The sequence below is a fragment of the Streptomyces sp. NPDC008092 genome (assembly GCF_042957285.1).
GTDB lineage: Bacteria > Actinomycetota > Actinomycetes > Streptomycetales > Streptomycetaceae > Streptomyces.
In genome coordinates this window covers 204,058-229,548 of record NZ_JBIBHY010000014.1, presented here as the reverse complement: position 1 = coordinate 229,548, position 25,491 = coordinate 204,058, and the positions used below count along the sequence as shown (strand labels likewise).

The window sequence follows — 25,491 nt, the reverse complement described above, 5'->3', positions numbered from 1 at the left end:
TCTCCTAGTCACGGGGTTCGGGTACGGCGGTGTGCTCGATGCCGTTGATCAGGGCCTGGAACGCCCAGGACACCCGGTCCTCGGGCGCGCCCGACAGCAGCGACCCGGAGGCGGCGGCGATGTGCGGATGGGTACGGTCCGACACCTCGCCCAGCGCCATGCCGAGGGCGTCCCAGTCCTCCTGGGACGCCTCGCCCGCGTGCTCGGCGGCGGTCGCGGTGGCGCGCTGGAGCAGCAGGTCGACGCCCCAGGCGGCGCGCTCCCGCGGCACCCCGCCCTCGTCGAGCAGGCCCAGCAGGGTCTCGATCAGGTTCAGGTAGTGCGGGCCGCTCGGCCAGGACGTCAGCGCGGACCGGGCCAGGCTCGGATGCTCCAGGAGCATCGTGGTGTAGGCGACGAGCACCCGCTCCAGCCGCTCCCGCCAGCCGCCCTCCGCCGGGGCCGGGCCCACGGTGCCGAGCAGTTCGTCCAGGACCGCCGCGTGCAGCTCGGCGGTGTTGCGGACGTAGACGTACAGCGAGGCCGGGCCGGTGTCGAGCTCCTGGGCCAGGCGCCGCATGGTGACCTTCTGCAGGCCCTCGGCGCGCAGGATCCGCACGGCGGCGGCGACGATGCCCTCCCTGGTCAGGGCGGGCTTGGCGGGACGCTCCCGGCGGGAACGGGGGGTTGCTGGCATGTCTCCACCGTAACGAACATGTTCGTTACGAACAAGTTCTGGACGAGCATGTTCGGGACGATCGTGTTCGCCCAAGGTGTGCCAAGCCGTGGATCAGAGCCGTGGATCAGAGCCGTGGATCAGAGCCGTGAGTCCGGGGCCGCGAATGAGGTGGCCGAGGGCTCAACTCGTCGAACCCTCAACCACCTTGCCCCGCCGGTCCCCCCTTGCCGGGCTTCTGCCAAGATGCCGTACGTCATGGTGCACATCCCGAAACCGCCCTCGGCAGCGTCGCCGGTCCCGCGCTCGGTCCCCACGAGCGCCGATGTGGCCCGCCTGGCGGGCGTGTCCCGCGCGACCGTCTCCTACGTCCTCAACAACACCAGTGCCGTCCGGATCAGCGAGCCCACCCGCCGCCGGGTCCACGAGGCCGCGAAGGAACTCGGGTACGTCCCGCACGCGGCCGCCCGCAGCCTGCGCGCCGGCCACAGCCGGATGGTCCTGATGCCCGCCCCGGCCATCCCGATGGGCCCGCTGTACGGGCAGTTCATCAACGACCTCCAGTGGGCCCTCAGCCGCCTCGACTACACGGTCGTCCAGTACGGCACCGTGGGCCTGCGCGGTGACGAAGCCGCCCGCGCCTGGGCCGAGTTGAGGCCGGTGGCCGTGCTGGTTCCCGACGCCGGACTCGGCCCCGAGGGTGTCGCGGTCCTCAAGCGGGCCGGTGCCCGTGCCGTGGTCACCTTCGGTCCCGAACGCGTCGAGGGCGCCCACGCCCTGCTGATGGACCACGACGCCGTCGGCCACTGCGCCGGACGTCACCTGTACGCCCGCGGCCGGCGCCGGATCGGCGTGCTCGTTCCCGAGGAGGCGGGCCTGGAGACCTACTCCCGGCCCCGTCTGGAAGGCGTGCGTCAGGCGCTGCGCGGCACCGACGCCGAGGTGACCGGGGTACCGCTCGGCTACACGGAGCAGTCGGCGGCTGAACTCGCCGCGCGCTGGCCGGAGTTGGGGATCGATGCGGTGTTCGCGTACAACGACGAGTACGCGATGCTGTTCATGCGCGCCCTCCAGGACGAGGGCGTGCGCATCCCCGAGGACACCGCGGTGCTCGGCGCCGACGACCTGATGCTCGGCCGGCTGCTGCGGCCCCGGCTCTCCACCATCCACATCGACCTGCCCTCCGGCCGGGACCTCGCGGAGCTGGTCGACCGCGTGGTGCGCGACCCCGGCGGCGAACCGGAGACGCACCGGGTGCTCGGGGCGGCGGTGGTGCAGCGCGAGTCGAGCTGACGCTGGTTCAGGCGGGCATCGGGCGTACCGGCGACCGGCATCGCGCGTAGGGACGCCCCGCACCGACCGCACTGGCGAACCGCACCGTCCGCTCCGGCGACCGGGCCGTGCGCGACGCTCCGTGGCCCGCCTCCGGCCGGGCCGCCGCCTCCGGCACCGGGGCGCCCGGCCGGGCGGCGAGTCCGGCCCTTCGCCGACCGTCAGCAGCTGTGACCCGGCCTACCGGGTCTCACTCGCCCTGCGCACTGCCCTGCTGCGCGGCGATGCTCTTGCGGACCTCGTCCATGTCCAGCTTGCGGGCCTGGCCGATGACGTCCGTCAGGGCGGCCTCCGGCAGGGCGCCGGGCTGGGCGAAGACGGCGACCTGGTCGCGGACGATCATCAGGGTCGGGATCGACTGGATACCGAAGGCCTGCGCCAGTTCCGGCTGCGCCTCGGTGTCCACCTTGCCGAAGACGAGGTCGGGGTTGTCCTGCGCGGCCTTCTCGTAGACCGGGGCGAACATCCGGCACGGGCCGCACCAGGAAGCCCAGAAGTCGATGAGGACGAACTCGTTCTCGGTGACCGTCTGGTCGAAGTTCTCCTTGGTGAGCTCCACGGTGCTGCTCATGCGTGCTTCCCTCTTCCTGACGTGGGGGGCGCCCCGGGCGGGGCGGAACCGCTCGCGACAACATGTCCGACCGGGCAGGTATTCCGCCTGCCTACCCGTGTGGCCCCCGGGCACACCACCCGCAAGACTGGCCCCATGACGGAAACGGAAACCATCGCTTACGACGTCGTGGTGCTCGGGGCCGGGCCCGTGGGGGAGAACGTCGCCGACCGCACCCGTGCGGCCGGCCTCACCACCGCGGTCGTGGAGAGCGAACTCGTCGGCGGCGAATGCTCGTACTGGGCCTGTATGCCCAGCAAGGCCCTGCTGCGCCCGGTCATCGCCCAGGCCGACGCCCGCCGCCTGCCCGGCCTCGCCCAGGCGGTCCAGGGCCCCCTCGACACCGCCGCGGTCCTCGCCCGCCGCAACTACTTCACCTCGGACTGGAAGGACGACGGCCAGGTCGCCTGGCTGGACGGCATCAGCGCCGACCTGTACCGCGGCCACGGCCGCCTCGCCGGCCCCCGCACGGTCACCGTGACCGGCCCCGACGGCACCCTCACCACCCTCACGGCCCGGCACGCGGTGGCCGTCGCCACCGGCACCCGCGCCCAGCTGCCCGACCTGCCCGGCCTCGCCGAGGTGAAGCCCTGGACCAGCCGCGAGGCCACCAGCGCCCAGGAGGCGCCCGGCAGCCTGATCGTCGTCGGCGGCGGTGTCGTCGCCACCGAGATGGCGACCGCCTGGCAGGCCCTCGGCTCCCGGGTCACCCTCCTGGTCCGCGGCAAGGGCCTGCTCAACCGGATGGAGCCGTTCGCCGGCGAACTCGTCGCCGACGCGCTCAAGGAGATCGGCGTCGACGTCCGCACCGGCACCTCCGTCCGGTCGGTCACCCGGGAGAACGGCACGGTCGTGGCCGTGACCGACAGCGGCGACCGCATCGAGGCCGACGAGATCCTCTTCGCCACGGGACGCGTCCCGCACACCGACGACATCGGCCTCGACACGGTCGACCTGGAGCCGGGCTCCTGGCTGCCGGTCGACGACACCCTCCTGGTCGAGGGCACCGACTGGCTCTACGCCGTGGGGGACGTGAACCACCGGGCGCTCCTCACCCACCAGGGCAAGTACCAGGCCCGGATCGCGGGCGCGGCGATCGCGGCGCGCGTCGCGGACGCCCCGCTCCTGGACGCGCCGTGGGGTGCGCACGCGGCCACCGCCGACCACCACGCCGTACCGCAGGTCGTCTTCACCGACCCGGAGGCGGCGGCCGTCGGGCTCTCCCTCGCGGAGGCGGAGCAGGCCGGGTACCGGGTGCGGGCCGTCGACGTCGAGTTCTCCTCCGTCGCCGGGGCCGGGCTGTACGCCGACGGCTACAAGGGGCGGGCCCGGATGGTGGTGGACCTGGACGCGGAGATCCTGCGCGGGGTCACCTTCGTGGGGCCGGGGGTGGGCGAACTGATCCACTCGGCGACGATCGCCGTGGCGGGGGAGGTGCCGATCAGCCGGCTGTGGCATGCGGTGCCGTCTTATCCGACGCTGAGCGAGGTGTGGCTGCGGCTGCTGGAGGCGTACAGGGGGTAGGGCCGAAGGGGGACCTCCAGCGCCCCTTTCGGGGCGCTGCCGAGCACCGCGCCTCGTGAAGCGCTGTCAGCTCACGGAAGTTCGAAGCCCAGGGCCTCGGCGGCGGTCGCCGGGGTCGGCTGGGTCCAGCGCTCCGCCATCGCCGCGTTGGAGGACAACGAGCGCAGCTCCGCCCGGTCCAGGTAGAGCATGCCGTCGAGGTGGTCGGTCTCGTGCTGGACGATGCGGGCCGGCCACCCCGTGAACACCTCGTCCAGAGCGTGCCCGTGCTCGTCCGCGCCGGTCAGCCGGACGCCCGCGGGCCGGGCCACCACCGCCTGCCAGCCCGGCACGCTCAGGCAGCCTTCGAAGAACGCGGCGCGGGCGGTGCCGACGGGCTCGTAGACCGGGTTGACCAGTACCCGGAACGGCTGCGGGACCCGGCCCCGTACCGCCGCCACCTCCTCCGGCACCGGTGCCGGATCCTCGATGACCGCGATCCGCAGCGGGACGCCGACCTGGGGCGCGGCCAGGCCCACGCCCGGCGCGGCGTGCATGGTGACGCGCAGTGCCTCGACGAAGCGGGCCAGCAGGGCCGGGGCCAGCTGTCCGTCGTACGGCTCGGTGCCGCGCCGCAGGACCGGGTCGCCGGCCGCGACGATGGGCAACGGGCCCCCGGGGGCGAGGAGTTCCTCGATCCGCTCGGCAAGGGGTGCGCGATCACTGGGAGATGCCATCGGGCCAGCATGCCATGGCATCGCGTGTGACCCAGGTCACTTCGATGGTGGGGAACTCCGGCCGGGCGCGGCCCGACTACTGGACCGTCCCCGCCCCGCAACCAGTCCCCGGAGAAGCCCCCGATGTCCACCGCCCCCTCGACAGCCACGGACGAGGCCCCGCAACCCACCGTCCCGGCCGCCTCCCCGAGCCGCTGGGCCCCGCTGCGCCCCCTCGTCCTGCGCCTGCACTTCTACGCCGGCGTCCTGGTCGCCCCCTTCCTGCTCGTCGCCGCCGCCACCGGCCTGCTGTACGCCTTCTCCTTCCAGGCCGAGAAGCTGGTGTACGCCCACGAACTGACCGTCCCGGTCGGCGAGACCAGGCTGCCGATCTCCGAGCAGGTCGCCGCCGCCCGCAAGGCCCACCCGGAGGGCACGGTCTCCGCGATACGGCCGTCGCCCGAGGCCGACGCCACCACCAGGGTGCTGCTGTCGGGCGTCGCGGGCGTGGACCCGGACCACACCCTCGCGGTGTTCGTCGACCCGTACACCGGCAAGGTGCGCGGCGCGCTCGAACAGTACGGCTCGACGGGCGCGCTCCCGCTGCGCACCTGGATCGACGAACTCCACCGCGACCTCCACCTCGGCGACACCGGGCGGCTCTACAGCGAGCTCGCGGCGAGCTGGCTCTGGGTGATCGCGGGCGGCGGCCTGGTGCTGTGGTTCGCCCGGCGGCGGGCGCTGCGCAAGGTGCGCGGCACCAGCGGGCGGCGGCGCACCCTCGGCCTGCACGGCACCGTCGGCGTCTGGGCCGCCGCCGGTTTCGTCTTCCTCTCGGCGACCGGCCTGACCTGGTCCACCTACGCCGGCGCCAACATCGACGAACTGCGCACCTCCCTGGGCCAGGCCACCCCGTCCGTCTCGGCGGCGGCCGCGAGCGGTGGCGAGCACGCCGGACACGGTACGGCGGCCGGGACCGGCGGGGACGCCGAGCACGGCGTCGGCCTGGACAAGGTGCTCGCGGCCGCCCGTGCCGAGGGACTCGGGAACCCGGTCGAGATCGTCCCGCCCGCCGACGCGAACAGCGCCTACGTGGTGCGGCAGGTCCAGCGCAGCTGGCCCGAGAAGCAGGACTCCGTCGCCGTGGACCCGAGCACCGGCGAGGTGACCGACGTCCTGCGCTTCGCCGACTACCCGGTTCTCGCCAAACTCACCCGCTGGGGCATCGACCTGCACACCGGCATCCTCTTCGGCCTGGTCAACCAGCTCGTCCTGGCGCTGCTCGCGCTCTCCCTGATCCTGCTGATCGTGTGGGGCTACCGCATGTGGTGGCAGCGCGGCCGCGGCTCCGCCTTCGGCCGGCCGATCCCGCGCGGGGCCTGGGCGGAGGTCCCGCCGTACCTCCTCGTCCCGGCCATGGCGGTGGTCGCGGTCCTCGGCTACTTCGTGCCGCTGCTCGGGATCCCGCTGGCCGCCTTCCTCGCCGTGGACATCGTGCTCGGCGAGATCGCGCATCGTCGCGGCCGGCGGACGTACGGGGGCCGGGCCGGCGTGAAGTAGCGTGGACGGACACGCCGATGCGGGTGTCGCCACCTGCCGGCGCCGGAGCGGCGAGCGGGCCGTAGGGGCGCTCGGCACCGACTGCGGCGCCCCGGAGGCGAACCGAGCCCGAGAAAGGGGAGACGGGATCATGGTGCGGGCCCGGCGGGGGCAGGGGGAGCTGGAGGGGCAGGTGCTGGCTGCGCTGCGCGAGGCGGGCGGTCCCGTCACCGCCGCCTGGGTGCAGGAGCGGCTCGGCGGCGACCTCGCCTACACCACCGTCGTGACCATCCTGACCCGCCTGCTCGCCAAGGACGTCGTCGCCCGGGAACGGCAGGGCCGCTCCTTCCTCTGGACGCCGACCGCCGACGTGGCCCGGCTCGCCGCCCTGCGGATGCGCCGGCTCCTCGACGGCGAACGGGACCGCGAGGCGGTGCTCGCCAGCTTCGTCACCGCGCTGCCGCCGGGAGACGAGCAGGTGCTCAGGGCCCTGCTGGAGGCCGCCGGGCCGGGCCCGGTGAACACTCGGAACGTCCCGCCCGCGGACCACGGCGGTACGGAAGACTGACCGCCCATGGGGGTCTTCGTCTTCCTGCCGCTGGTCCTGCCGCTGACCGCCTGGCCCGTCGCCCGGCTGGCCGAGGGGCGGCTGCACCCGCGCACCGCCACCCGGCTGCTCACCGCGATGGCCGTGGTCATGGCCGCGTGCAGCACGCTCTGCCTCGCCCTGCTGATGGTGGTCGGCACCGCCCAGCTCCCCGGCAACCCCCTCCCGGACGGCTGGTCCGACCCGGAGGTACGGGCCGCCGTCCCGCACGACGAGATCGCGGGCCGCGCCGCCATCCCCGCGCTCGCCGTGGTCGCGGTCCTGTGCGGCCGCACCCTCCACCGGCACCTCCGGGTCACCCGGCGGGCCCGCCGGGCACTCGGCGCACTGCCAGGCCGCGCGGTCGCCGTCCTACCCGACAGCACCCCCTACGCCTACGCGCTCCCGGACCGGATCGTCGTCACCACCGCGCTCCTGGACGGCCTCGCCGCGGGCGAACGCCGGGCCCTGTTCGCCCATGAACGTGCCCACCTCGCCGCCCGGCACCACCGGCACCTGCTCGCCGTCCACCTGGCGGCGCGGGCCAACCCCTTCCTGCGGCCCCTGCGTACCGCCGTCCGCTACACGGCCGAGCGCTGGGCGGACGAGGAGGCGGCCCGCTCGGTGGGGGACCGGCGTACGGTCGCGCGGGCCATCGGCAAGGCGGCGCTGCTGTCCGCGGGCACCCCGGCGCCGACGCTGGCCGCGGTGGCCGCCACCGGTCCGGTGCCGCGCCGGGTCGCCGCGCTGCTCGGCCCCGCCCCGGTGGCCCGCAGCTGGCCGTCCGCGTTCACCGCGGCCGGCCTCGCCGTCTGGGGCGCCGCCGCGGGCACCCTCGTCTCGGCGATGTCCTCGGCGAACTCGGCGGTGACCCTGTTCCTGATCCTGCGCGCCGCCGCACCGCTGTGACCGCCGCCCGTACGACGGCGAAAGGGGCCCCCGGCGATGCCGGGGGCCCCTCCGCGTCAGTTGCCGCTCACTGCTCCGGGAAGTCCCCGGCCAGTGCCGAGGCGATCCGCAGGTGCGGCTCCGCCTCCTGGTGCCGGGCCTGCCGCTGGAGCGTACGGCCCAGCATCAGCCGGGCGTAGTGCTCCACCGGGTCGCGCTCGATGATCTCGCGCAACTCGGCCTCCGCGCGGCGCAGTTGGGCCGAGTGGTAGTAGGCGCGCGCCAGCAGCAGCCGGGGTCCGGTCTGCTCCGGCACCTCCTCGACCAGCCCGGCGAGCACCTGCGCGGCGCCCGCGTAGTCCTTGGCGTCGAAGAACAGCTGGGCCCGGGCCCAGCGCTCCGCGGCCGTTCCCTGGTCGTAGTACGTCGGTTCGTACGTCGTGTCCACTCGTGACCTCCTTCGATGCCCCACAACAGGCAGGGTTGGTTGAAAATTCCACCAACTCTGACGGGGTCCCCGTCCGACAAGTTGAGTTTTCTTGACAATTTTTGTTGTCGGTCAGATGCTGGGAGCGCGCCGAACCGCGGCAGACCCGAGACGACGAGGAAACCCCGATGCGAACCCTGATCAGCACTGCCTTCATCTCTCTCGACGGTGTCGTCGAGGGCCCGGGCGGCGAGCCCGGCTACCGGAACTCCGGATGGACCTTCAAGGACGTCGAGTTCCTCCCCGAGGTGTTCGAGATCAAGGAGCGGGAGCAGAAGGAGTCGGCCGCGGTCCTGATGGGCCGGGCCAGCTACGAGGCGTTCAGCCCGGTGTGGCCGGACATGGCGGAGTTCGCGCGCTACCGGACGCTGCCGAAGTACGTCGTCTCCACCACCCTCACCGAGGGCGACCTGGTGGCGAACTGGGGCGAGACCGCGATCCTGCGCTCGCTCGACGAGGTCGCCGCCCTCAAGGGGACCGAGGGCGGCCCGGTCATCGTGCACGGCAGCGCCTCGCTCAACCATGCCCTGTCCGACGCGGGCCTGATCGACCGGTACCACCTGCTCGTCTACCCGCTGCTGCTCGGCGCCGGCAAGCGCCTGTTCAGCGCCACCGACAAGGACACCCAGCAGCTGAAGCTGGTCGAGCACGAGGTCTACGCCAACGGCGTGCAGAAGAACGTCTTCGACGTGGTCCGCTGACCCGGCCCCGGGCAGCCGTCGGCAGGGCTTGCGAACCACCGCTTTCCGGCCCCACCCCCGGGGGCTTCGCCTCCTGAGGGTGTCCGGCACCGGTGCCGCCGCATGATCCGTGCCGCTCGGGGGCATCCGGACACTATGGAAGGCGCGCCTGTGATCGTGCAGCCGCCGGGCCCCGACGGCGGCCGGCGGGTCACCATCCGCGGAGAGTACGTCGGCATCGCGTACCACCTGCTCGACATCGTCGAGTTCCTGCGCCGTGCGGGCCTGCCCGAGGCCAGTACGACGGTCGACGACCCCGAGCTGATCGAGTGGCGCGGCATCGGCCCGAAGGCCTGGACCGCCACCGGCTGACCCGGACCGGCCGCCCCGGACCGCACCGGCGGACTTGTTCGACCCTACGAACTTTCTGCGTGACGGGTACACATCAGTGGGCTCAACTGATAGGAAACCTTCCTATCGGTGAACCATCTCGACCCCCCACTGGAGCCACTGTGCGGAATCCGAACGACACCACCACCACGAACCCCGTCCTGACCTCCCGCCGTACCCTGCTCGCCCTGCTGGGCGCGTCCGCGGTCGGTGCCGGAGCCGTGCTGCTGCGCCCGGCGCACGCCTCCGCAGCCGCCCCGGCGGCGAGCTGTGCGGGCCTCGACGACCCGGCGAAGAAGGAGATCGCCATGAAGCTGGTGTCGAGCGCGGAGAACTCCTCGCTCGACTGGAAGGCGCAGTACAAGTACATCGAGGACATCGGCGACGGCCGCGGCTACACCGCCGGGATCATCGGCTTCTGCTCCGGCACCGGCGACATGCTCGACCTCGTCCAGCTCTACACCGACCGCAAGCCCTCCAACGTGCTCGCCAAGTACCTGCCCGCCCTGCGCCGGGTCAACGGCACCGACTCGCACAGCGGCCTCGACCCGAACTTCCCCGCGGACTGGCGCAAGGCCGCCCAGGACACCGCCTTCCAGCAGGCGCAGAACGACGAGCGCGACCGCGTCTACTTCAACCCGGCCGTCCAGCAGGGCAAGACGGACGGGCTGGGCACGCTCGGGCAGTTCACCTATTACGACGCCATCGTCATGCACGGCGACGGCGACGACGCCACCAGCTTCCGCAACATACGCAAGCGCGCCCTCGGCAAGGCCAAGCCGCCGGCGCAGGGCGGCAACGAGACGACGTACCTCAACGCCTTCCTCGACGCCCGGGTGTGGGCCATGAAGCAGGAGGAGGCGCACAGCGACACCACCCGGGTCGACACCGAGCAGCGGGTCTTCCTGAACAAGGGCAACCTCTGCCTGAACACCCCGCTGGACTGGAAGGTGTACGGCGACAGCTACCACATCGGCTGACGGCCCCCGGGCTGTCGTACCGCACCCCCATGCGGTACGACAGCCCAGAGGCGCTTCCCCCCTCGCAGTGGTCCTACGGCTTGATGGCCACCCCGGTCCATAGGCTGACCTCCACGTCGGTGGCGGTCGGCGCGCTGTCCGGGCGCCAGCGGTGGGCCAGGGAGACGCCCGGGTCGAGCAGTTCGAGCCCGTCGAAGAACCGCGTCACCTCGGCGCGCGAGCGGAACTGCACCGGGGTCCCGGCGTTGTTGTAGATCTCGGCGACCTTGCCCCAGGAGTCCGGGTCGAAGTCGGGCGTGACGTGGGTCAGGGCGAGGGCGCTGCCCGAGGGGAGCACGGCCAGCAGCCGGGTCACGATGCCGTACGGGTCCTGGGCGTCCGTCACGAAGTGCATCAGGGCGTTGAGGGACAGCGCCACCGGCCGGTCGAGGTCCAGTATCTCGGCCAGTTCGGGGGCGTCGATGAGCCCCTGCGGGTCGTTGACGTCCGCCTCGATGTACGTGGTGCGGCCCTCCGCGCTGCTGCGCATCAGACGCTCGGCGTACTTGAGGACCAGCGGGTCGTTGTCGGCGTACACGACCCGCGCGTCGGGGACCACGGACTGGGCCACCTGGTGCAGGTTCGGCTCGGTGGGGATGCCGGTGCCGATGTCCAGCCACTGGCGGATGCCGTGCTCCCGGGCCAGGGCACGGGTGGCCCGGTGCATGAACGCGCGGTTCTCCCGGGCGGCGACGAAGACACTCGGGTAGGCGGACGCCACGCTCTCGGCCGCCTGCTTGTCCACCTCGAAGTGGTCCTTCCCACCGAGGTAGTAGTCGTACATGCGGGCGGAGTGGGGCCTGCTGGTGTCGATGTCCCGCGCCGCGTGCGAGTTGGTCATCCTGAACCTTTCAAGAGGGGGAGCGTGGGGGAGAGTTCAGCCGTTGGTGAGATGGTCGGCGAGGCCCCGTTTGACCCCCGCGACGAACGCGGTGATCTCCTCCGGGGTGTAGATCAGCGCGGGGCCGGCCGGATCCGTCGACTGCCGCAGCGCGATCCGGCCGTCGGCGAGCTGCTTCGTCTGCACGCACTGACCGCCGTTGGGCCCGCTCCAGGGCGACTCCCAGCCCTGTTCCCCCAGGTCCGAGGCGGGCATGCCGTTGTACACGTCGTGGACACTGCCGTCGAAGGCGGTCATGAGTACTCCTTGCGCATGCGGTTCAGGAGCGCCCTGCTCTGCGCGTCCGAGGTCAGCAGGGACATGCGGTTGTGCGCCTCCAGGTGGGCGACGACGTCGGAGCGCTGGTCCAGGTACATCGCGCCGGAGAGGACCTCGGTGTAGACCACGTCCGGCAGTTCGGGCTCCGCGAAGCGGAAGTAGGTGAACGGGGCGCACACGCCCACATGGGCGCCGGCGGTGAACGGGACGACGTCGACGCTGACGTGCGCCAGCTCCGAGGCCTCCAGCAGCCGTTCGATCTGCTCTCGCATCACCTCGGGCCCGCCGACCACCCGGTGCAGGACGGCCTCCTCCATCACCACCCACAGCGTCGGCGCGTCGGAGCGCTCCAGCAGGACCTGACGGCGCAGCCGCAGGTTCACCCGCCGCTCCAGGTCCTCGTCGCTGTCGTTCGGGAAACCGCCGCTGAGCACGTGACGCGCGTACTCCCGGGTCTGCAGCAGCCCCGTGGCGTAGTGCGGCTCGTAGGTGCGCAGGGTCTTCGCGCCGGTCTCCAGGCTCACATAGGCGCTGAACCAGGTGGGCAGCACGTCCCGGTAGGTGTGCCACCAGCCCGGCTCGTTGGCCCGCTCGGCGAAGGCGACGAACTCGTCCCGCTCCTGCCGGTCGGCACCGTAGGTCTCGAGGAGTTTCTCCACGTAGAGGGGCTTGAGCGTGACCTCCGCCTTCTCCAGCCGGCGGATGGTCAGGGGGGTGACCCGAAGCGCCCGCGCCGCGTCGTCCAGTGACACGCCCGCTCCCTGCCGCCGCTCCTGGAGCCTGCGGCCCAGGATCATGCGCAGCACGGTGGGCGCACTGGCGCTACCCGCGTTCGAACGGCCTTCGCTCACGCCCTACCTCCTGAGGGACTGTCACCCGGTCGAGTGTGACAGGCACTTGCTGAAGCAGCCAGACCGATACCGGCACGCTGAAATTATCAGGGAGTCGGTTGCAGCCTGAACTTGCATGCGCGCATGATTACTTGAGTAAGCCGCGGTCCCGATCACGGGCGATGCCACGCTCCCCGTGCGGCCGTTGCCCAGTCCTGCCCGCTCCGCCGCTCCGCTCCGCCCGTTCCGCCTGCTCTGCCCGCTCTCCGCCGCGCCCGCCTTACGGAAGGCAGCCATCGTGTCCCCCCACGCGACCTCACCCCGCGACCTGTTAGACGTAGACGCGCCCGACCGCGCGCACTGGATCGAGCTGCCCTCGCACCGCTCCAGCGTCAGAGTCGCCCGTCGCTCCGTGAGAGCCCGGCTCACCGAGTGGGGTCTCTCCCGCGAGCTGTGCGAGGACGCGGTGCTGCTGGTGTCCGAGCTGGCCACCAACGCCGTCATCCACACGCTGAGCGTGCGGATCCTGTGCGGCATGGGGCTCGTCGCCGACGGATGCCTGCGGCTTGAGGTCCACGACCACGACTACTCCGGCCGCGGCCTGCCCCGGCGCGATCCCGGCCCCGACGACGAGGGCGGCCGGGGACTGCTGCTCGTCGAGCAGCTCGCCGACTCCTGGGGTGTCGACCGGTCGCGGCTCACCAGCGGCCACGCGGTGTGGGCGACGCTGACGGCCTGACGCGCGGGTGAGCAGGGGTTCGGGGGGCCGCAGTCGGCGATTTCGTGCGGGTTCGCGGGCCGCATATGATCTTGGTCGTGACTGTGCAGAACGCTGACAGAACGCTGTCCCGCAAACAGCGACTCCAGGAGAAGCAGCGCCGCCAGCTGGCGGTGGTGGACACCGTGGACAAGGCCGAGGTCAAGGTCCGCAAGGCGGAAGCCGAACTGGCGGTGGCCGTCGCCGAGGCGGTACAGGTGTTCGGTGACGAGCGCGCCGCCTCCGAGGGGCTCGACATGCCCGTGGAGGCCGTACGCCGTTTCGTCGGCATCGCGGCGCACGAGACCGCGGCGCACGAGATCGTCGCGGCGACGGACGGTGCCGACGACTGACGTGAACCGAGGATCCGTGCCCACGCGCCGCCGGTGAGGACTCCCGCAGGCGCGGCACGGATCCATGTACGACCACCGCACGCGACGGCCCCGTTCCCCGGCCGATGCCGGTGCCCGTGACGGGCGCCGCCGGCCGGGCGGCGGCCGTTCGGGTGATTCGCCCGCTCTCCTTCCGGGTGCGAAACCAAGGGAATGCAGGCCTGACGGCTCGTACCCGACGCCCGCTCACCCCCATGGGACAAGTGGCAGGTAACGCCCTTGTCCGGACAGACTGAATCCGCCGGTTCGTGATCAGGAACATCCACGTTCTCCAGGAGATCGCATGGTGGAACAGTCCTCCGAGGTCGTTTCGGAGCCGGATGAATCTGCCGTCGCCCTGATCGGCACCGGCCCCAGGGGGGCGGAGACCGAACGGCGGCTCGCGCAGGCACTGGCCGACCTCCTCGACGCCGAGACCGTCCCGGTCGACAGCCACTTCTTCACCGACCTCGGCGCCAACTCCCTGGTCATGGCCCAGTTCTGCGCACGAATACGCAAGGCCGACGACCTTCCGTCGCCGTCCATGCGGGACATCTACCGGCACCCCACGATCCAGAGCCTGGCGGCGGCACTCGGCCCGACCGCCCCCGCTCCCGCCGATCCGGTGCCCGCCCCGCAGCCGCCCGTGCCGCCGCCGGCACCGGGCCCGCGCACCGCCCGCTGGAACCATGTGGTCTGCGGAACCCTCCAGTTGCTGATCTTCCTGGGCTACTCCCTGGTCTCCGGGTTCGTCACCGCCGCGGGATACGAGTGGATCGCCACCGGCAAGGGACTGGCCGACGTCTATCTGCGCTCGCTGCTCTTCGGCGGCGGCGCGTTCGTGGCACTGTGCGCCTTCCCGGTCGCCGCGAAATGGCTGCTCGTCGGACGCTGGCGACCCCGTGAGTTCCCCGTCTGGGGCCTGACGTATCTGCGGTTCTGGCTCGTCAAGGCGCTGCTGCACGCGAACCCGATGGTCTTCCTCACCGGGACCCCGCTGTACGTGCTGTACCTGCGGGCCCTCGGCGCCCGGATCGGCAAGGGCGTCACGATCCTCTCCCACTCCGTGCCCGTCTGCACCGACCTGCTGACCGTGGGAGCGGGCACGGTGATCCGCAAGGACTCCTTCTTCCTCGGCTACCGGGCCGGCGCCGGACACATCCAGACCGGCCGCATCACCATCGGCACGAACGCCTTCGTCGGCGAGAAGACCGTCCTGGACATCGACACCTCCGTCGGCCACGGCGCCCAGCTCGGCCACTCCTCCGCCCTGCACCGCGGCCAGGCGGTCCCGGACGGCGAGCGCTGGCACGGATCCCCCGCGGAGCCCGCCGGGACCGACTACATCCGGGTCGCCCCGGCGAACTGCGGCACCCTGCGCCGCGCCTGGTTCGGCCTCGGCGCGCTGCTCCAGCTGCTCCTCCTGTACGTCCCGCTGGTCGTCGGCGGCGTCTACATGCTGTTCACCGAAGTCCCGTTGATCGGCAAGCGACTCGACCCGAACACGGTCGTGCTCGGCTGGTCGGAACTGCTCCCCGACGCACTGCTGCTCTCCGCCGTGCTCTTCTTCGGGTTCCTCGTCCTGGGACTCGCGGCCCTGTGCACGCTGCCGCGTCTGGTGGGCCTCCTGGTCAAGCCCGACAAGGTCTACCCGCTCTACGGATTCCACTACGCGCTGCAGCGGACCACGGCCCGCATGACGAACGTCAAGTTCTTCGCCTGGCTCTTCGGCGACAGCTCCTACATCGTGGGCTACCTCCGCGGCATCGGATACGACCTGTCACGGGTCGAGCAGACCGGGTCGAACTTCGGCACCGAAGTGCAGCACGAGACACCGCTGCTGGTCAGCGTAGGCAGCGGGACGATGGTGGCCGACGGCCTCTCCGTCCTGAACGCCGACTTCTCCAGCACCTCCTTCCGGCTGTCCCGGGCCTCGATCGGGGCGCACAACTTCCTGGGCAACAACATCGCCTACCCGGCGGGCGCCAGGACCGGCGAGAACTGCCTGCTCGCGACGAAGGTGATGGTTCCCCTCGACGGCGAGATCAGGGAGGGCGTGGGGCTCCTAGGCTCACCGTGCTTCGAGATCCCCCGCTCGGTGGACCGCGACGCCGGCTTCGACCACCTCCGGACCGGCGAGACGTTCCGCCGCCGGCTGGCCGCGAAGAACCGCTACAACCTCCGCTCCATGGCGCTCATGCTGTTCGTGCGGTGGCTGCACACCTTCGCGCTCACCCTGTTCGGCCTCGCCTCCGTGGACCTCTACGGAGTGGTCGGCCAGGCGGTGATCGCCGGCTACCTGGCGCTCACCCTCGCCTTCTCCGCCGCCTACTTCGTCCTGGTCGAGCGCTGCCTCGCCGGCTTCCGCAGGCTGCGCCCCCGGCTGTGCTCCATCTACGACCCGTACTTCTGGTGGCACGAACGGCTGTGGAAGGTGCCGGACCACTTCCTCGACATCTTCAACGGAACCCCGTTCAAGAGCCTGGTCTGGCGGCTGCTGGGGGTACGCATCGGCCGCAGGGTGTTCGACGACGGCTGCTACCTCACCGAGCGCACCCTCGCCACCATCGGCGACGACTGCACCCTCAACGCCGGCAGCAAGATCCAGTGCCACTCGCAGGAGGACGGCACCTTCAAGTCCGACGTCACCACACTCGGCGCCGGCTGCACGCTGGGCGTCGGCGCCCATGTGCACTACGGCGTGACCATGGGCGACGGCGCGGTGCTCGAAGCCGACTCCTTCCTCATGAAGGGCGAGGAGGTCCCCCCGAACGCCCGGTGGGGCGGCAACCCCGCGGTGGACATGCCGGACGGCGGCAGCCGGTCCGCCGGCGTCGCCGGGGTCACGACAGCAGCCGACGCCGCCACGGCGACCGTGAGTTGAGGAAGGCCATTCGATGGGAACGCGCGTGGAGACGGACCGGGAGTTCTGGACCCGGACACTGACCGCCGGCGGCGCCACCGCCGTGCCCCGCTGGGTCCGGGAACCGGCGCCGGGAACGGCCGGGCACCGGACACCGGTGCCGGACGACGTGACCCGGGCGGTGCGTCAGACGGCCGGCCGGCAGGGCCTGTCGGCCGACGTGCTGCTGCTGGCCGCCCACCTCAAGGTGCTGGCCGTGCTCTCCGGCGAGCCGGACGTGGTCACCGGCCTCGTCACCGGCGCCGGCGGCGAGCCGCTGCCCTGCCGGGTCTCCGTACCCCCGGGAAGCTGGTCGGCGCTGCTCACGGCCGCCGGGCACGCGGCGGCGGAGGTGTCGGCGCACCGGGACCACCCGGTGGCGGAACTGCGACGCGAACTCGGCCTGACCGAGCCCCTGTACGAAAGCGTCTGGGGTCCTTTCGGAGCCCGGGCGAGGCACGCCGAGGGATGCGTCCTGGACGTGCGCTGGTCCGACCGGGACGGCCGGCTGACGCTGCACGTGCGCTACCGCACCGACGTCCTGGACGCCGAGGCCGCCGCCCGCGTCGGCGGCTACCACCTCACCGCGCTGCGGCTGATGACCGCGGACCCCGGCGCCGACCACACCCGGCAGAGCCTGCTGTCGGCCGAGGAACGGCACGAGCAGCTGGAAGGCCTGGCCGGGCCGCACCGCCCGCTGCCGGACGCCCGCGCGCATGAACTGTTCGAGCAGCGGGTGCGGGCGCATCCGCAGGCCGTCGCGGCCGTGCACGGCACGCGGGAGTGGACGTACGACGAACTCAACCGGCGCGCCAACAAGCTGGCACGTGCCCTGCTGGCCCGGGGACTGGGCCGGGAGGACGTGGTCGCCGTCGTCTCCGAGCGCACCCTCGACTGGCTGGCGGCGGTGCTGGCGGTGTTCAAGGCGGGCGGCGTGTACCTGCCGATCGAACCGCACTTCCCGGCCGGCCGCATCGAGGCCACCCTGTCCCGGGCCGGCTGCCGGCTGGCGCTGACCGAACCCGGCAGCACGGACACCCTGGACCCGGCGCTGGCCGCCCTGCCGGACGTCACGAAGCTGCCGTTCGACACGGCGTACGCCGAACCCCACGCGGACGACGACCCCGGGATCCGCGTCGACGCCGGCCAGCTCGCCTACATCTACTTCACCTCCGGCTCCACCGGCGAGCCCAAGGGCGCGATGTGCGAGCACGCCGGCATGCTCAACCACCTCCACGCCAAGATCGACGACCTGGAGATCGGCGCGGGGACCGTGGTCGCACAGACCGCCCCGCAGTGCTTCGACATCTCCCTGTGGCAGCTCGTCGCCCCGCTGCTGGCCGGCGGACGGACGCTGCTGGTCGAGCAGGACGTCATCACGGACGTGGCACGGTTCACCGACACCCTGGAACGCGGCCGGGTCGGCGTGGCCCAGCTCGTGCCGTCGTACCTGGAGGTCGTGGTCTCCTACCTGGAGCAGCACCCGCGCACCCTGCCGGACCTGCGGTACGTGTCGGTGACCGGCGAGGCGCTGAAGCGGGAGCTGGTCCAGCGCTGGCTGGCGGTCCAGCCGGGCATCGCCCTGCTCAACGCCTACGGACTGACCGAGACGTCCGACGACACCAACCACGAACTCCTCCGCGAGGTGCCCGAGCGGGTGCTGCTCGGCCGGGCCGTCAACAACGTCCGCGTCCACGTCGTCGACGAGCACCTGTCGCCGGTACCGCTGGGCGCCCCGGGACTGATCGCCTTCTCCGGGGTCTGCGTGGGCCGTGGATACGTCAACGACCCCGAGCGCACCCGGGAGGCCTACCGCGAGGACCCGTACCGGCCGGGTGAACGGCTCTACCTGGGCGGCGACTGGGGCCGCTGGCACCCCGGCGGCAAGCTGGAGTTCCTCGGCCGCCGGGACAGCCAGGTCAAGATCCGCGGGTTCCGGATCGAGATCGGCGAGATCGAGAACTGCCTGCTGCGGGTGACCGGCGTACGGGACGGCGCGGTGGTCGTCGCCGAGCGGTCCGCCGGCGGCAAGCAGCTCATCGCCTTCTACTCCGGCACCCGGCAGCGGCCGGAGGCCCTGCGCGAGGCGCTCGGCGCGGCGCTGCCCGCCTACATGGTCCCCTCCGCCTTCCACCGGCAGGACAGCCTGCCGCTGACCGCCAACGGCAAGATCGACAAGAAGGCCCTGACCAAGCTGGCCGAAGCCGCCCCCGCCGGCGAGGCACACCGGGCGGCCGGCGGCCCGCGGCGGGCGGCCGCGGGCCGACTCGGCGCGACCGAGCGGCGAGTGGCCGCGGCCTGGGCCGAACTGCTGGGGATGCCCGAGGAACAGGTCGGCCGCACCGACCACTTCTTCGACTCGGGCGGCACCTCCCTGACCGCGGTCAGGCTCAGCCTCGCCCTCGACCGGGAGGTGTCCCTGAAGGACATCACCCGGCACCCCGTCCTCGCCGACCTGGCCGCCCTCCTCGACGGCCCGGCCCGGCAGCGCCCGGAACTGCTGCTGACCCTGGCGGACGGGACCGGCACCGCCGCGGGCGCCCTGGTCTGCTTCCCGTACGCGGGCGGGAACGCGGTCAACTACCAGCCGATGGCGAGCGCCCTGGCGGGCAGCGGCCTCACCGTCCTCGCCGTGGACCCGCCCGGCCACAACCTGGCCGCGCCCCCCGAGCCGTTCGCGTCCGTCGAGGAGGTGGCCGAGCAGGTCGCCGCCGAGATCACGGCACGCGGACTGACCCGGGTCATGCTCTGGGGCCACTCCTCGGGAACCGCCCCCGCCGTCGAGACGGCCAGGAGGCTCCAGCAACGGGGCGTGCACGTGGAGCGGCTCTTCCTCGGCGCGCAACTCCTCGGCACCGCCGCCGGACGGCACACCGCCGTCACCGAACTGGCGCACCTGAGCGACGCCGAGGTCGCGGCGCTCCTGGCCGCGGACGGCGGCCACCCCGAACTCGCCGAGCTGAACCCGCGGCACGCCGCCCACATCGCCGCCGCCTACCGGCACGACTGCGTCGCGGCCCACCGCTACTTCGGCTCGGCTCTGGAAGCCCCGCCGCCCGCCAGGCTGTCCGCCCCGGTCTCGGTGGTCGTCGCCGCCGACGACCCGCACACCGCCGGCCACGCCCGGCACCACCGGGACTGGCGGCTCCTGGCCGACCGCGTCGAGCTGCACGAACTCGCCGACGGCGGCCACCACTTCCTGCGCACCCGCCCCGCCGAGGCCGCGCAGGCCGTCCTGACCACCGTCCTCCCCCTCGCCTCCTCCTGACCCGTCACACCCCAGGCGGTCGACCGAAAGGAACCCGAGATGCCGTCCTCCTCCCTGGCATCACCGCTCGACGTGGAGCTGCGCCCGGACAAGCCGGCCCTGCTGCGCGTGGAACCCCCCGACGACCCCCCGAAGTGGGCGGCCGAGCACCGCGAGACACTGCGCGCCCAGGTCACCGAGCACGGGGCACTGGTCGTCCGCGGCCTCGGACTCCGCGACACCGGCCAGGCCGGTGCCGTCTTCGGACAGCTGGCCGGGGACCTCATGACGGAGCAGGAGGCCTTCGCCCCCCGCGAGTCCCACCGGCCCGGCGTGTACGCGTCCACGCCCTGGCCGGCCAACCAGCCCATGTGCATGCACCACGAGCTGAGTTACCGGCTCCAGGCGCCCGGCCTGATGCTGTTCGCCTGCCTCACCGCACCCGAACAGGGCGGGGCGACGGCGGTGGCCGACGCCGAGGAGGTGCTGCGGGCGCTGCCCGCCGGGCTCGTCGAACGGTTCGAGCGGGAAGGCTGGATCCTGACCCGCTCCTACAACGACGAGATCGGCGCCAGCCTCACGGAGTCCTTCGGCACCGGCGACCACGCCGAGATCGAGCGCTACTGCCGGGCCAACGGCATCGACTTCACCTGGCAGCCCGACGGCAGCCTGCGCACCGAACAGCGCCGCAACGCCGTCGTCCGGCACCCGCGCACCGGCCGCCGCTGCTGGTTCAACCAGATCGCCTTCCTCAACGAGTGGACCCTCGCACCCGAGGTGCGCGAGTACCTGGTCGACGTCTACGGCGCGGACGGCCTGCCGTTCAACACCCGCCACGGCGACGGCACCCCGATCGGCGAGGACGTCGTCCAGCTGATCAACGGCACCTACGAGGCGCACACCCGGCGCGAACCCTGGCACCGGGGCGACCTGCTGCTGGTGGACAACATCCGCACCGCGCACAGCCGAGAGGCGTTCACCGGCGAACGGCAGGTGCTCGTCGGCATGGGCGAACCCGTCCGGCCGGCCGAGGACTGCCCGGCCCCGGAGGCGAGCGAGCGATGACCGATGTGCTTTCGTCGGCCGCCCGGTCGGCCGGGCCCGAGCGGGCCTCCGCGCCGACCTTCGCGGTGGTCACCGGCGCGCAGGTGCAAGGTGCCCTCAGCGGGCGCGAGAAGCAGCTCATGGAACTGGTCGAGACCGTCTACCGGCTGCACGACGCCGGGGACTCGGTCAACCCGCCGTCGTACTTCCTGCGCTTCGAGGACCGGCCGACCTCGCGGATCATCGCGCTGCCGGCCTCGCTCGGCGGCACGGTCCAGGTGGACGGCCTCAAGTGGGTCTCCAGCTTCCCGGAGAACGTGAGCGCGGGGATCCCGCGGGCCTCCGCGGTGCTCGTCCTCAACGACCACGACACCGGCTACCCGTTCGCCTGCCTGGAGAGCTCGATCATCAGCGCCACCAGGACCGCGGCCTCCGCCGCCCTGGCCGCCGACTGGCTCAGCCGCAACCGCACCCGTCCCCGCCGGGTCGGGTTCTTCGGCACCGGCCTGATCGCCCGCTACATCCACACCTTCCTGTCCGGCACCGGCTGGGACTTCGACGAGATCGGCGTGCACGACCTGTCCGCCGACAGCGCCGGCGGCTTCCGCGGCTACCTGGAACAGACCGGCACCGGCGCGCGGATCACCGTCCACGAGAGCGCCGAGGACCTGGTCCGCGGCAGCGACCTGGTGGTCTTCGCCACCATCGCCGGCCGGCCCCATGTCACGGACCCGGCCTGGTTCACCCACAACCCGCTGGTCCTGCACGTGTCCCTGCGCGACCTCGCCCCCGAGGTCCTCATGGGCGCGGCCAACTTCGTCGACGACGTCGACCACTGCCTCAAGGCCGACACGTCACCCCATCTGGTCGAACAGCTCACCGGGAACCGTGACTTCCTCAACGGGACCCTCGGCGACGTGATGGCCGGCCGGGCCGCCCCGCCGCCCGACCGCCCGGTGATCTTCTCGCCCTTCGGACTCGGCGTCCTCGACCTCGCCGTCGGCAAGTACGTCTACGACGAGGTGTCCCGGGCCGGGGACCTCTGTCTCATCGATGACTTCTTCCACGAACTGCGCCGCTACGGCTGAGGCCGTCGTCCTCGGCCCGGCACCAGGAGGCCCGCCGTGCCTGTCATCTCCGCTCCCTACGCCTTCAACGAGGGCGATCTCTACGTCGACCTGGAGTCGATCTGCGGACACCCGCTCTACCTGAAGTGCGAGGCCTTCAACTTCGCCGGATCCATCAAACTGAAGGCCGCCAACGAGATGGTGGAGAACGCCGAGCGGGACGGAATCCTGAAAGCGGACTCCGTTCTCGTCGAGTCCTCCTCCGGCAATCTCGGCGTCGCGCTCAGCATGATCGCCGCGAGCAAGGGTTACCGGTTCCTGTGTGTGACGGACTCCCGTTGCAACCTGTCGACCAGGCTCCTGATGGAGGCGCTCGGCAGCGAGGTGCACATCGTGGCCGACCAGGACTCCAATGGCGGGTTCCTGGGCACCCGGATCGAGTACGTCCGCTCGCTGTGCAAGTCGGACGACCGGTACGTGTGGCTCAGCCAGTACACCAACGCGGGCAACTGGATGGCGCACTACCGCACGACCGCCCCGGAGATCGCCCGCCGGTTCCCCGAACTCGACGTGCTGTTCGTCGGCGCGGGCACCACCGGAACCCTGATGGGCTGCGCCCGCTACTTCCGCGAGTGGCAGCGTCCGGTGCGGATCGTCGCGGTGGACGCGGCCGGCTCGGTGGCGTTCGGCGGCGAGCCGGGCCGCCGGATGATCCCCGGCCTCGGCATGAGCATGCGCCCGCCGCTGCTCGACGAGTCCTTCGTCGACGAGGTGATCCGGGTGGAGGAGCCGGACACCATCCGGACGTGCCACCGCATGGCCCGGCACGGCTTCCTCTTCGGAGGCTCCACCGGGACCGTGGTCAGCGGCGCGGCGGACTGGCTGACCCGGCACGACGCCCGCGATCTCACCGCGGTCGCCATCGCACCGGACCTCGGCGAGCGCTACCTCGACACCATCTACCAGACCAACTGGCTGCAGGACCTGTACGGCGACCAGGTGCTCGCCGTCGGGGACGGTGACCGGGTGCTCGCCACCGGGGACGGCGACCGGGTGCCCGGCACCGGGGACGGCGACCAGGTGCTCGACGCCAGGGACACCGCACCGCCCGAGCCGCTGCCCCGGGAGCCCAAGTCCGCCTCCCGCGCGCCGGCCCGCCGGCGCACCAGCACCTGACGGCGGCTCCCGCCGGAACGCGGCCCCCCGGAGACGCCCACGCGGCGGCACCCGGGGGGCCGCGGCCTGCCCGCCGGCCTGCTCAGTAGCGGACCGGCAGGGCGCGCAGCCCGCGGGTGCGCATCGACGGACGCCAGTCCAACCGGCCGACCGGCACGTCGAGTTCGAGGCGGGGGAAGCGTTCCAGGAGCGCGCCGAGGGCGATCTCGGTCTCCAGGCGGGCCAGCGGTGCGCCGAGGCAGTAGTGGATGCCGTGGCCGAGGGCCAGGTGCCCAGTGGTGTCGCGGCCCAGGTCGAGCCGGTCGGGCTCGGGGAAGCGGCGCGGGTCGCGGTGGGCGGCCGCCAGGGACAGCAGCACCGTCTCGCCCGCCGGGACGGTGACCCCGCCGATGGTGACGTCCTCGGTCGGGAACCGCCGGATGGCGAGCGGCGCGGGCCCGTCGTAGCGGGCCAGCTCCGCCACGGCCGGGCCGAGCAGCTCCGGATCCGCGCGCAGCGCGGCCAGCTGGTCGGGGTTCTGCAGCAGGGCCAGCGTCGCGTTGCCGATCAGATGGACGGTGTTCTCGTACCCCGCGAACAGGATGAGGAAGGCCAGCGACATCAACTCGTCCTCGCTGAGCCGGTCCTCCTCGTCCCGTACGGCGATCATGGCGGAGAGCAGGTCGTCGGCGGGCTCGGCGCGCTTGCGGGCGAGCAGCCCGGCGAAGTACGCCAGCAGCGCCCCGACGGCCTCCTTCGCCCGCCCGGGCCGGGTGGGGTCCGGGACGACGAGCGCGTCCGTCCAGGCCCGGAAGTCCGGGCGGTCGCCCTCGGTCACGCCCAGCAGTTCGCAGATCACGGTGATGGGCAGCGGCGCCGCATAGGCGGCGATCAGATCGGTACGGCCGAGGGGCGCCATCGCGTCGAGCAGGGCACCGGCGGTCCGCCGGACCGGCTGGCGCAGCAGGGCGATCCGGCCGGGCGTGAACGCCCGGGACACCAGGCGCCGGACGCGGGTGTGGTCCGGCGGGTCCATGTTCAGCAGGTTGGCGTCGAGCGCGGGCGGCAGCGCGAACCCGTGGTAACCGCCGGGCGTGGCGTTGGCCTTGTCGAGGGAGAGCCGCGGGTCGGCCAGGGCCTGCCGCACGTCCTCGTACCGCGTCACCAGCCAGGCCGGCAGCCCGTCGGTGCCGGCGACCCGGTGCACGGGCCCGGCCTCCCGTAGCCGGGCGTATCCGGCGTACGGGTCGGCGAGCAGCTCCGCGGGGTCAACGACGGCCGGGTCGGGGGGTGTTGTACTGGCGTCCATGCCCCAACCCTAGACAGTGCGGGGCGGCCGGCGGCCGGTCACCCGGAGGCCGGGGCGGCGTCGGCGGCGTCGGTGGAGTGCAGCAGCCGCAGGAACGCCTTGACGCCCGCGATGAGTTCCTGGTTGTCGGTGAGCCGGTTCACCGTGGACTCGAACTGCCTGCCCAGTGCCACGATCCGGCGGTCGGCCGCCGCGGCCCGGTCCTCCGAGCTCAGGGCCAACGCGTCGACGGTCCGCCGCAGTTCGGCGAGGGCCCGGTACTGTTCCTCCGCCTTCTCCTCCAGGACCCGCGTCCCGGCCTCGGCGCGCTTCAGCCGCGACTGGAGCTCGACGACGTCGTCCCGCGGATACGTGACGTCTTTGAGGAGGCTGCCCAGGCGCCTGCGGAGCTGGCCGAAGTACGCGCCGGCCGGCCGGAAGAAGGTGCTCAGCAGGAAGAACGCGGCGAACCAGTACCCCGTGAACTCGCCCGTCGCCCAGGCGACCGCGACGACGACCGCGGCCGTCAGGACGTGTCCCGCGACCGCGGCCCGGAGCATCGCGCGGGCGATGCGCGTGGCCTCGGCGTCCCGGGCCGCCGGGACCTGTATGCCCTTCTCCCGGCTGACCGCGATCTCGGCGAGTACCGCGTGCGCCCGGAAGTACAGGTTCCAGGGCAGGGTGAGCAGGAGCAGCAGCCACAGCAGACTCAGCACCCCCGCGCCCACGGAGAAGACCACGGCGGCCGGCGCTCCCGCCACGTACGCGACGACCAACGCCGTGGCCGCCGCCACGACCGCCGCCACCGCCCCGAGAAATCTGCCCATGGCCCGTGTCCCCCGTCTCCCGTCCGCACGCCGACACGGGCCATCGTCCCCGCCCCGGCGCGGGGTGGCATGAGTAGCGGTACTCAGAGGAGCGCTCGGGAGACAGCAGGTGAGGGCCGCGGAACAGGGTGCACCGGTGGAGCGGATCCTGGTGGCGGGTGCCCACCGTGATCTGGCTGGACTGTCCACGGCGCGTCGTCATGCCCCGTGTGCTGCGCCGGTCGGTGCGGCGCACCGTCACCCGCGAGGCGCTCTTCGGCGGCAGCAGGGAGACGTGGTCGGGGTGGCTGAGCCGGGAACACCCGGCCTGGTGGGCCCGGTCCCGGCACGGCGCCCGGGGCCGCGAGATCGGGCGCCGGGCCGGCGATCCCCGCTTCGCCCCGCTCCGCACCCACCGCTTCGCCCCCACCGCTTCGCGCACCCCGACGACACGGCGGCC

24 protein-coding genes are annotated in these 25,491 nt (G+C 72.5%); 15 read left to right on the top strand and 9 right to left on the bottom strand.

Annotated elements, in window-relative coordinates; all coding sequences use genetic code 11:
* Window positions 1-4 precede the first annotated feature (4 nt).
* On the bottom strand, window positions 5-676 hold the full coding sequence (locus tag ACFZB3_RS37830; protein ID WP_391384398.1) for a TetR/AcrR family transcriptional regulator C-terminal domain-containing protein: 672 nt from the start codon (window positions 674-676) through the stop codon (window positions 5-7).
* A 225-nt stretch (window positions 677-901) separates the two neighbouring features.
* Here ACFZB3_RS37830 and ACFZB3_RS37825 point away from each other — a divergent pair, with 225 nt between their 5' ends.
* Entirely contained in the window at window positions 902-1,948 is a 1,047-nt protein-coding gene (locus ACFZB3_RS37825) for a substrate-binding domain-containing protein (protein ID WP_391384395.1), read from the top strand.
* Window positions 1,949-2,177: 229 nt separating this feature from the next.
* Here the strand turns inward: ACFZB3_RS37825 and trxA are convergent, their stop codons facing one another.
* Window positions 2,178-2,558 carry a thioredoxin gene (trxA, locus tag ACFZB3_RS37820; RefSeq protein WP_217545252.1) on the bottom strand — a complete coding sequence of 127 codons (381 nt, stop codon included), beginning with the start codon at window positions 2,556-2,558 and terminating at the stop codon, window positions 2,178-2,180.
* 135 nt (window positions 2,559-2,693) lie between these two features.
* On the opposite strand from trxA, the gene ACFZB3_RS37815 reads away from it, so the two are divergent.
* Entirely contained in the window at window positions 2,694-4,121 is a 1,428-nt protein-coding gene (locus ACFZB3_RS37815; protein WP_391384388.1) for an FAD-dependent oxidoreductase, read from the top strand.
* A gap of 71 nt (window positions 4,122-4,192) precedes the next feature.
* Here the strand turns inward: ACFZB3_RS37815 and ACFZB3_RS37810 are convergent, their stop codons facing one another.
* Window positions 4,193-4,837 carry a peptide deformylase gene (locus tag ACFZB3_RS37810; RefSeq protein ID WP_391384385.1) on the bottom strand — a complete coding sequence of 215 codons (645 nt, stop codon included), beginning with the start codon at window positions 4,835-4,837 and terminating at the stop codon, window positions 4,193-4,195.
* Between the two features lie 123 nt (window positions 4,838-4,960).
* Here ACFZB3_RS37810 and ACFZB3_RS37805 point away from each other — a divergent pair, with 123 nt between their 5' ends.
* The 3 genes from ACFZB3_RS37805 to ACFZB3_RS37795 all read left to right on the top strand — a co-directional run bounded on the left by ACFZB3_RS37805 (window position 4,961) and on the right by ACFZB3_RS37795 (window position 7,850).
* Window positions 4,961-6,376 carry a PepSY domain-containing protein gene (locus tag ACFZB3_RS37805; protein ID WP_391384382.1) on the top strand — a complete coding sequence of 472 codons (1,416 nt, stop codon included), beginning with the start codon at window positions 4,961-4,963 and terminating at the stop codon, window positions 6,374-6,376.
* Between the two features lie 130 nt (window positions 6,377-6,506).
* The gene (locus tag ACFZB3_RS37800) at window positions 6,507-6,923 is read left to right on the top strand and encodes a BlaI/MecI/CopY family transcriptional regulator (protein ID WP_391384625.1); all 417 of its coding nucleotides are present in this window, start codon (window positions 6,507-6,509) and stop codon (window positions 6,921-6,923) included.
* A 6-nt stretch (window positions 6,924-6,929) separates the two neighbouring features.
* Window positions 6,930-7,850, top strand: a complete 921-nt coding sequence (locus tag ACFZB3_RS37795) for a M48 family metalloprotease (RefSeq protein WP_391384379.1) — start codon at window positions 6,930-6,932, stop codon at window positions 7,848-7,850.
* A gap of 67 nt (window positions 7,851-7,917) precedes the next feature.
* Here ACFZB3_RS37795 and ACFZB3_RS37790 read toward each other — a convergent pair whose 3' ends face one another.
* A complete protein-coding gene (locus tag ACFZB3_RS37790; RefSeq protein ID WP_391384376.1) occupies window positions 7,918-8,277 on the bottom strand; it encodes a tetratricopeptide repeat protein in 360 nt (119 codons plus the stop codon).
* Window positions 8,278-8,444: 167 nt separating this feature from the next.
* Between ACFZB3_RS37790 and ACFZB3_RS37785 the strand changes: the two genes are divergently transcribed.
* The 3 genes from ACFZB3_RS37785 to ACFZB3_RS37775 all read left to right on the top strand — a co-directional run bounded on the left by ACFZB3_RS37785 (window position 8,445) and on the right by ACFZB3_RS37775 (window position 10,366).
* On the top strand, window positions 8,445-9,017 hold the full coding sequence (locus tag ACFZB3_RS37785) for a dihydrofolate reductase family protein (protein WP_391384373.1): 573 nt from the start codon (window positions 8,445-8,447) through the stop codon (window positions 9,015-9,017).
* Between the two features lie 135 nt (window positions 9,018-9,152).
* Entirely contained in the window at window positions 9,153-9,368 is a 216-nt protein-coding gene (locus tag ACFZB3_RS37780; RefSeq protein ID WP_293995971.1) for a hypothetical protein, read from the top strand.
* Between the two features lie 140 nt (window positions 9,369-9,508).
* Window positions 9,509-10,366, top strand: a complete 858-nt coding sequence (locus tag ACFZB3_RS37775) for a chitosanase (protein ID WP_391384368.1) — start codon at window positions 9,509-9,511, stop codon at window positions 10,364-10,366.
* A 73-nt stretch (window positions 10,367-10,439) separates the two neighbouring features.
* Here the strand turns inward: ACFZB3_RS37775 and ACFZB3_RS37770 are convergent, their stop codons facing one another.
* The 3 genes from ACFZB3_RS37770 to ACFZB3_RS37760 are packed head-to-tail and all read right to left on the bottom strand — an operon-like array spanning window position 10,440 to window position 12,415.
* Window positions 10,440-11,246: an SAM-dependent methyltransferase gene (locus tag ACFZB3_RS37770; RefSeq protein ID WP_391384363.1), complete on the bottom strand. Its 807-nt coding sequence runs from the start codon at window positions 11,244-11,246 to the stop codon at window positions 10,440-10,442.
* Between the two features lie 36 nt (window positions 11,247-11,282).
* Window positions 11,283-11,543, bottom strand: a complete 261-nt coding sequence (locus tag ACFZB3_RS37765) for a DUF397 domain-containing protein (RefSeq protein ID WP_391384360.1) — start codon at window positions 11,541-11,543, stop codon at window positions 11,283-11,285.
* Entirely contained in the window at window positions 11,540-12,415 is an 876-nt protein-coding gene (locus ACFZB3_RS37760; RefSeq protein WP_391384357.1) for a Scr1 family TA system antitoxin-like transcriptional regulator, read from the bottom strand. Before ACFZB3_RS37760 ends, ACFZB3_RS37765 begins: the two co-directional genes overlap by 4 nt.
* Window positions 12,416-12,692: 277 nt before the next feature.
* On the opposite strand from ACFZB3_RS37760, the gene ACFZB3_RS37755 reads away from it, so the two are divergent.
* From ACFZB3_RS37755 to sbnA, 7 genes are all read left to right on the top strand, one after another.
* The gene (locus ACFZB3_RS37755) at window positions 12,693-13,133 is read left to right on the top strand and encodes an ATP-binding protein (protein WP_391384354.1); all 441 of its coding nucleotides are present in this window, start codon (window positions 12,693-12,695) and stop codon (window positions 13,131-13,133) included.
* A 77-nt stretch (window positions 13,134-13,210) separates the two neighbouring features.
* Complete coding sequence (locus ACFZB3_RS37750; RefSeq protein ID WP_391384351.1) at window positions 13,211-13,504, top strand: hypothetical protein; 294 nt, start codon at window positions 13,211-13,213, stop codon at window positions 13,502-13,504.
* A gap of 322 nt (window positions 13,505-13,826) precedes the next feature.
* Window positions 13,827-16,406 carry a Pls/PosA family non-ribosomal peptide synthetase gene (locus ACFZB3_RS37745; protein WP_391384348.1) on the top strand — a complete coding sequence of 860 codons (2,580 nt, stop codon included), beginning with the start codon at window positions 13,827-13,829 and terminating at the stop codon, window positions 16,404-16,406.
* Between the two features lie 13 nt (window positions 16,407-16,419).
* Window positions 16,420-19,692 (top strand): amino acid adenylation domain-containing protein, encoded by a 3,273-nt coding sequence (locus tag ACFZB3_RS37740; RefSeq protein WP_391384343.1) that lies wholly within the window; start codon window positions 16,420-16,422, stop codon window positions 19,690-19,692.
* A 39-nt stretch (window positions 19,693-19,731) separates the two neighbouring features.
* Complete coding sequence (locus ACFZB3_RS37735) at window positions 19,732-20,736, top strand: TauD/TfdA family dioxygenase (protein WP_391384339.1); 1,005 nt, start codon at window positions 19,732-19,734, stop codon at window positions 20,734-20,736.
* Window positions 20,733-21,803, top strand: a complete 1,071-nt coding sequence (sbnB, locus tag ACFZB3_RS37730; RefSeq protein ID WP_391384335.1) for a 2,3-diaminopropionate biosynthesis protein SbnB — start codon at window positions 20,733-20,735, stop codon at window positions 21,801-21,803. Before ACFZB3_RS37735 ends, sbnB begins: the two co-directional genes overlap by 4 nt.
* Before the next feature lie 36 nt (window positions 21,804-21,839).
* A complete protein-coding gene (gene sbnA, locus ACFZB3_RS37725; protein ID WP_391384332.1) occupies window positions 21,840-22,958 on the top strand; it encodes a 2,3-diaminopropionate biosynthesis protein SbnA in 1,119 nt (372 codons plus the stop codon).
* Window positions 22,959-23,040: 82 nt separating this feature from the next.
* On the opposite strand, the gene ACFZB3_RS37720 is transcribed toward sbnA, so the two are convergent.
* Window positions 23,041-24,246: a cytochrome P450 gene (locus ACFZB3_RS37720; protein ID WP_391384327.1), complete on the bottom strand. Its 1,206-nt coding sequence runs from the start codon at window positions 24,244-24,246 to the stop codon at window positions 23,041-23,043.
* Between the two features lie 38 nt (window positions 24,247-24,284).
* Window positions 24,285-25,052, bottom strand: a complete 768-nt coding sequence (locus ACFZB3_RS37715; RefSeq protein ID WP_391384324.1) for a hypothetical protein — start codon at window positions 25,050-25,052, stop codon at window positions 24,285-24,287.
* Window positions 25,053-25,491 lie beyond the last annotated feature (439 nt).

What these genes read in the sequence shown, in the direction of transcription:
- ACFZB3_RS37830 (WP_391384398.1), bottom strand. Translation starts at nt 676, where the DNA reads ATGCCAGCAACCCCCCGTTCCCGCCGGGAGCGTCCCGCCAAGCCCGCC.
- ACFZB3_RS37825 (WP_391384395.1), top strand. Translation starts at nt 902, where the DNA reads ATGCCGTACGTCATGGTGCACATCCCGAAACCGCCCTCGGCAGCGTCG.
- trxA (WP_217545252.1), bottom strand. Translation starts at nt 2,558, where the DNA reads ATGAGCAGCACCGTGGAGCTCACCAAGGAGAACTTCGACCAGACGGTC.
- ACFZB3_RS37815 (WP_391384388.1), top strand. Translation starts at nt 2,694, where the DNA reads ATGACGGAAACGGAAACCATCGCTTACGACGTCGTGGTGCTCGGGGCC.
- ACFZB3_RS37810 (WP_391384385.1), bottom strand. Translation starts at nt 4,837, where the DNA reads ATGGCATCTCCCAGTGATCGCGCACCCCTTGCCGAGCGGATCGAGGAA.
- ACFZB3_RS37805 (WP_391384382.1), top strand. Translation starts at nt 4,961, where the DNA reads ATGTCCACCGCCCCCTCGACAGCCACGGACGAGGCCCCGCAACCCACC.
- ACFZB3_RS37800 (WP_391384625.1), top strand. Translation starts at nt 6,507, where the DNA reads ATGGTGCGGGCCCGGCGGGGGCAGGGGGAGCTGGAGGGGCAGGTGCTG.
- ACFZB3_RS37795 (WP_391384379.1), top strand. Translation starts at nt 6,930, where the DNA reads ATGGGGGTCTTCGTCTTCCTGCCGCTGGTCCTGCCGCTGACCGCCTGG.
- ACFZB3_RS37785 (WP_391384373.1), top strand. Translation starts at nt 8,445, where the DNA reads ATGCGAACCCTGATCAGCACTGCCTTCATCTCTCTCGACGGTGTCGTC.
- ACFZB3_RS37780 (WP_293995971.1), top strand. Translation starts at nt 9,153, where the DNA reads ATGGAAGGCGCGCCTGTGATCGTGCAGCCGCCGGGCCCCGACGGCGGC.
- ACFZB3_RS37770 (WP_391384363.1), bottom strand. Translation starts at nt 11,246, where the DNA reads ATGACCAACTCGCACGCGGCGCGGGACATCGACACCAGCAGGCCCCAC.
- ACFZB3_RS37765 (WP_391384360.1), bottom strand. Translation starts at nt 11,543, where the DNA reads ATGACCGCCTTCGACGGCAGTGTCCACGACGTGTACAACGGCATGCCC.
- ACFZB3_RS37745 (WP_391384348.1), top strand. Translation starts at nt 13,827, where the DNA reads ATGGTGGAACAGTCCTCCGAGGTCGTTTCGGAGCCGGATGAATCTGCC.
- ACFZB3_RS37740 (WP_391384343.1), top strand. Translation starts at nt 16,420, where the DNA reads ATGGGAACGCGCGTGGAGACGGACCGGGAGTTCTGGACCCGGACACTG.
- ACFZB3_RS37735 (WP_391384339.1), top strand. Translation starts at nt 19,732, where the DNA reads ATGCCGTCCTCCTCCCTGGCATCACCGCTCGACGTGGAGCTGCGCCCG.
- sbnB (WP_391384335.1), top strand. Translation starts at nt 20,733, where the DNA reads ATGACCGATGTGCTTTCGTCGGCCGCCCGGTCGGCCGGGCCCGAGCGG.
- ACFZB3_RS37720 (WP_391384327.1), bottom strand. Translation starts at nt 24,246, where the DNA reads ATGGACGCCAGTACAACACCCCCCGACCCGGCCGTCGTTGACCCCGCG.
- ACFZB3_RS37715 (WP_391384324.1), bottom strand. Translation starts at nt 25,052, where the DNA reads ATGGGCAGATTTCTCGGGGCGGTGGCGGCGGTCGTGGCGGCGGCCACG.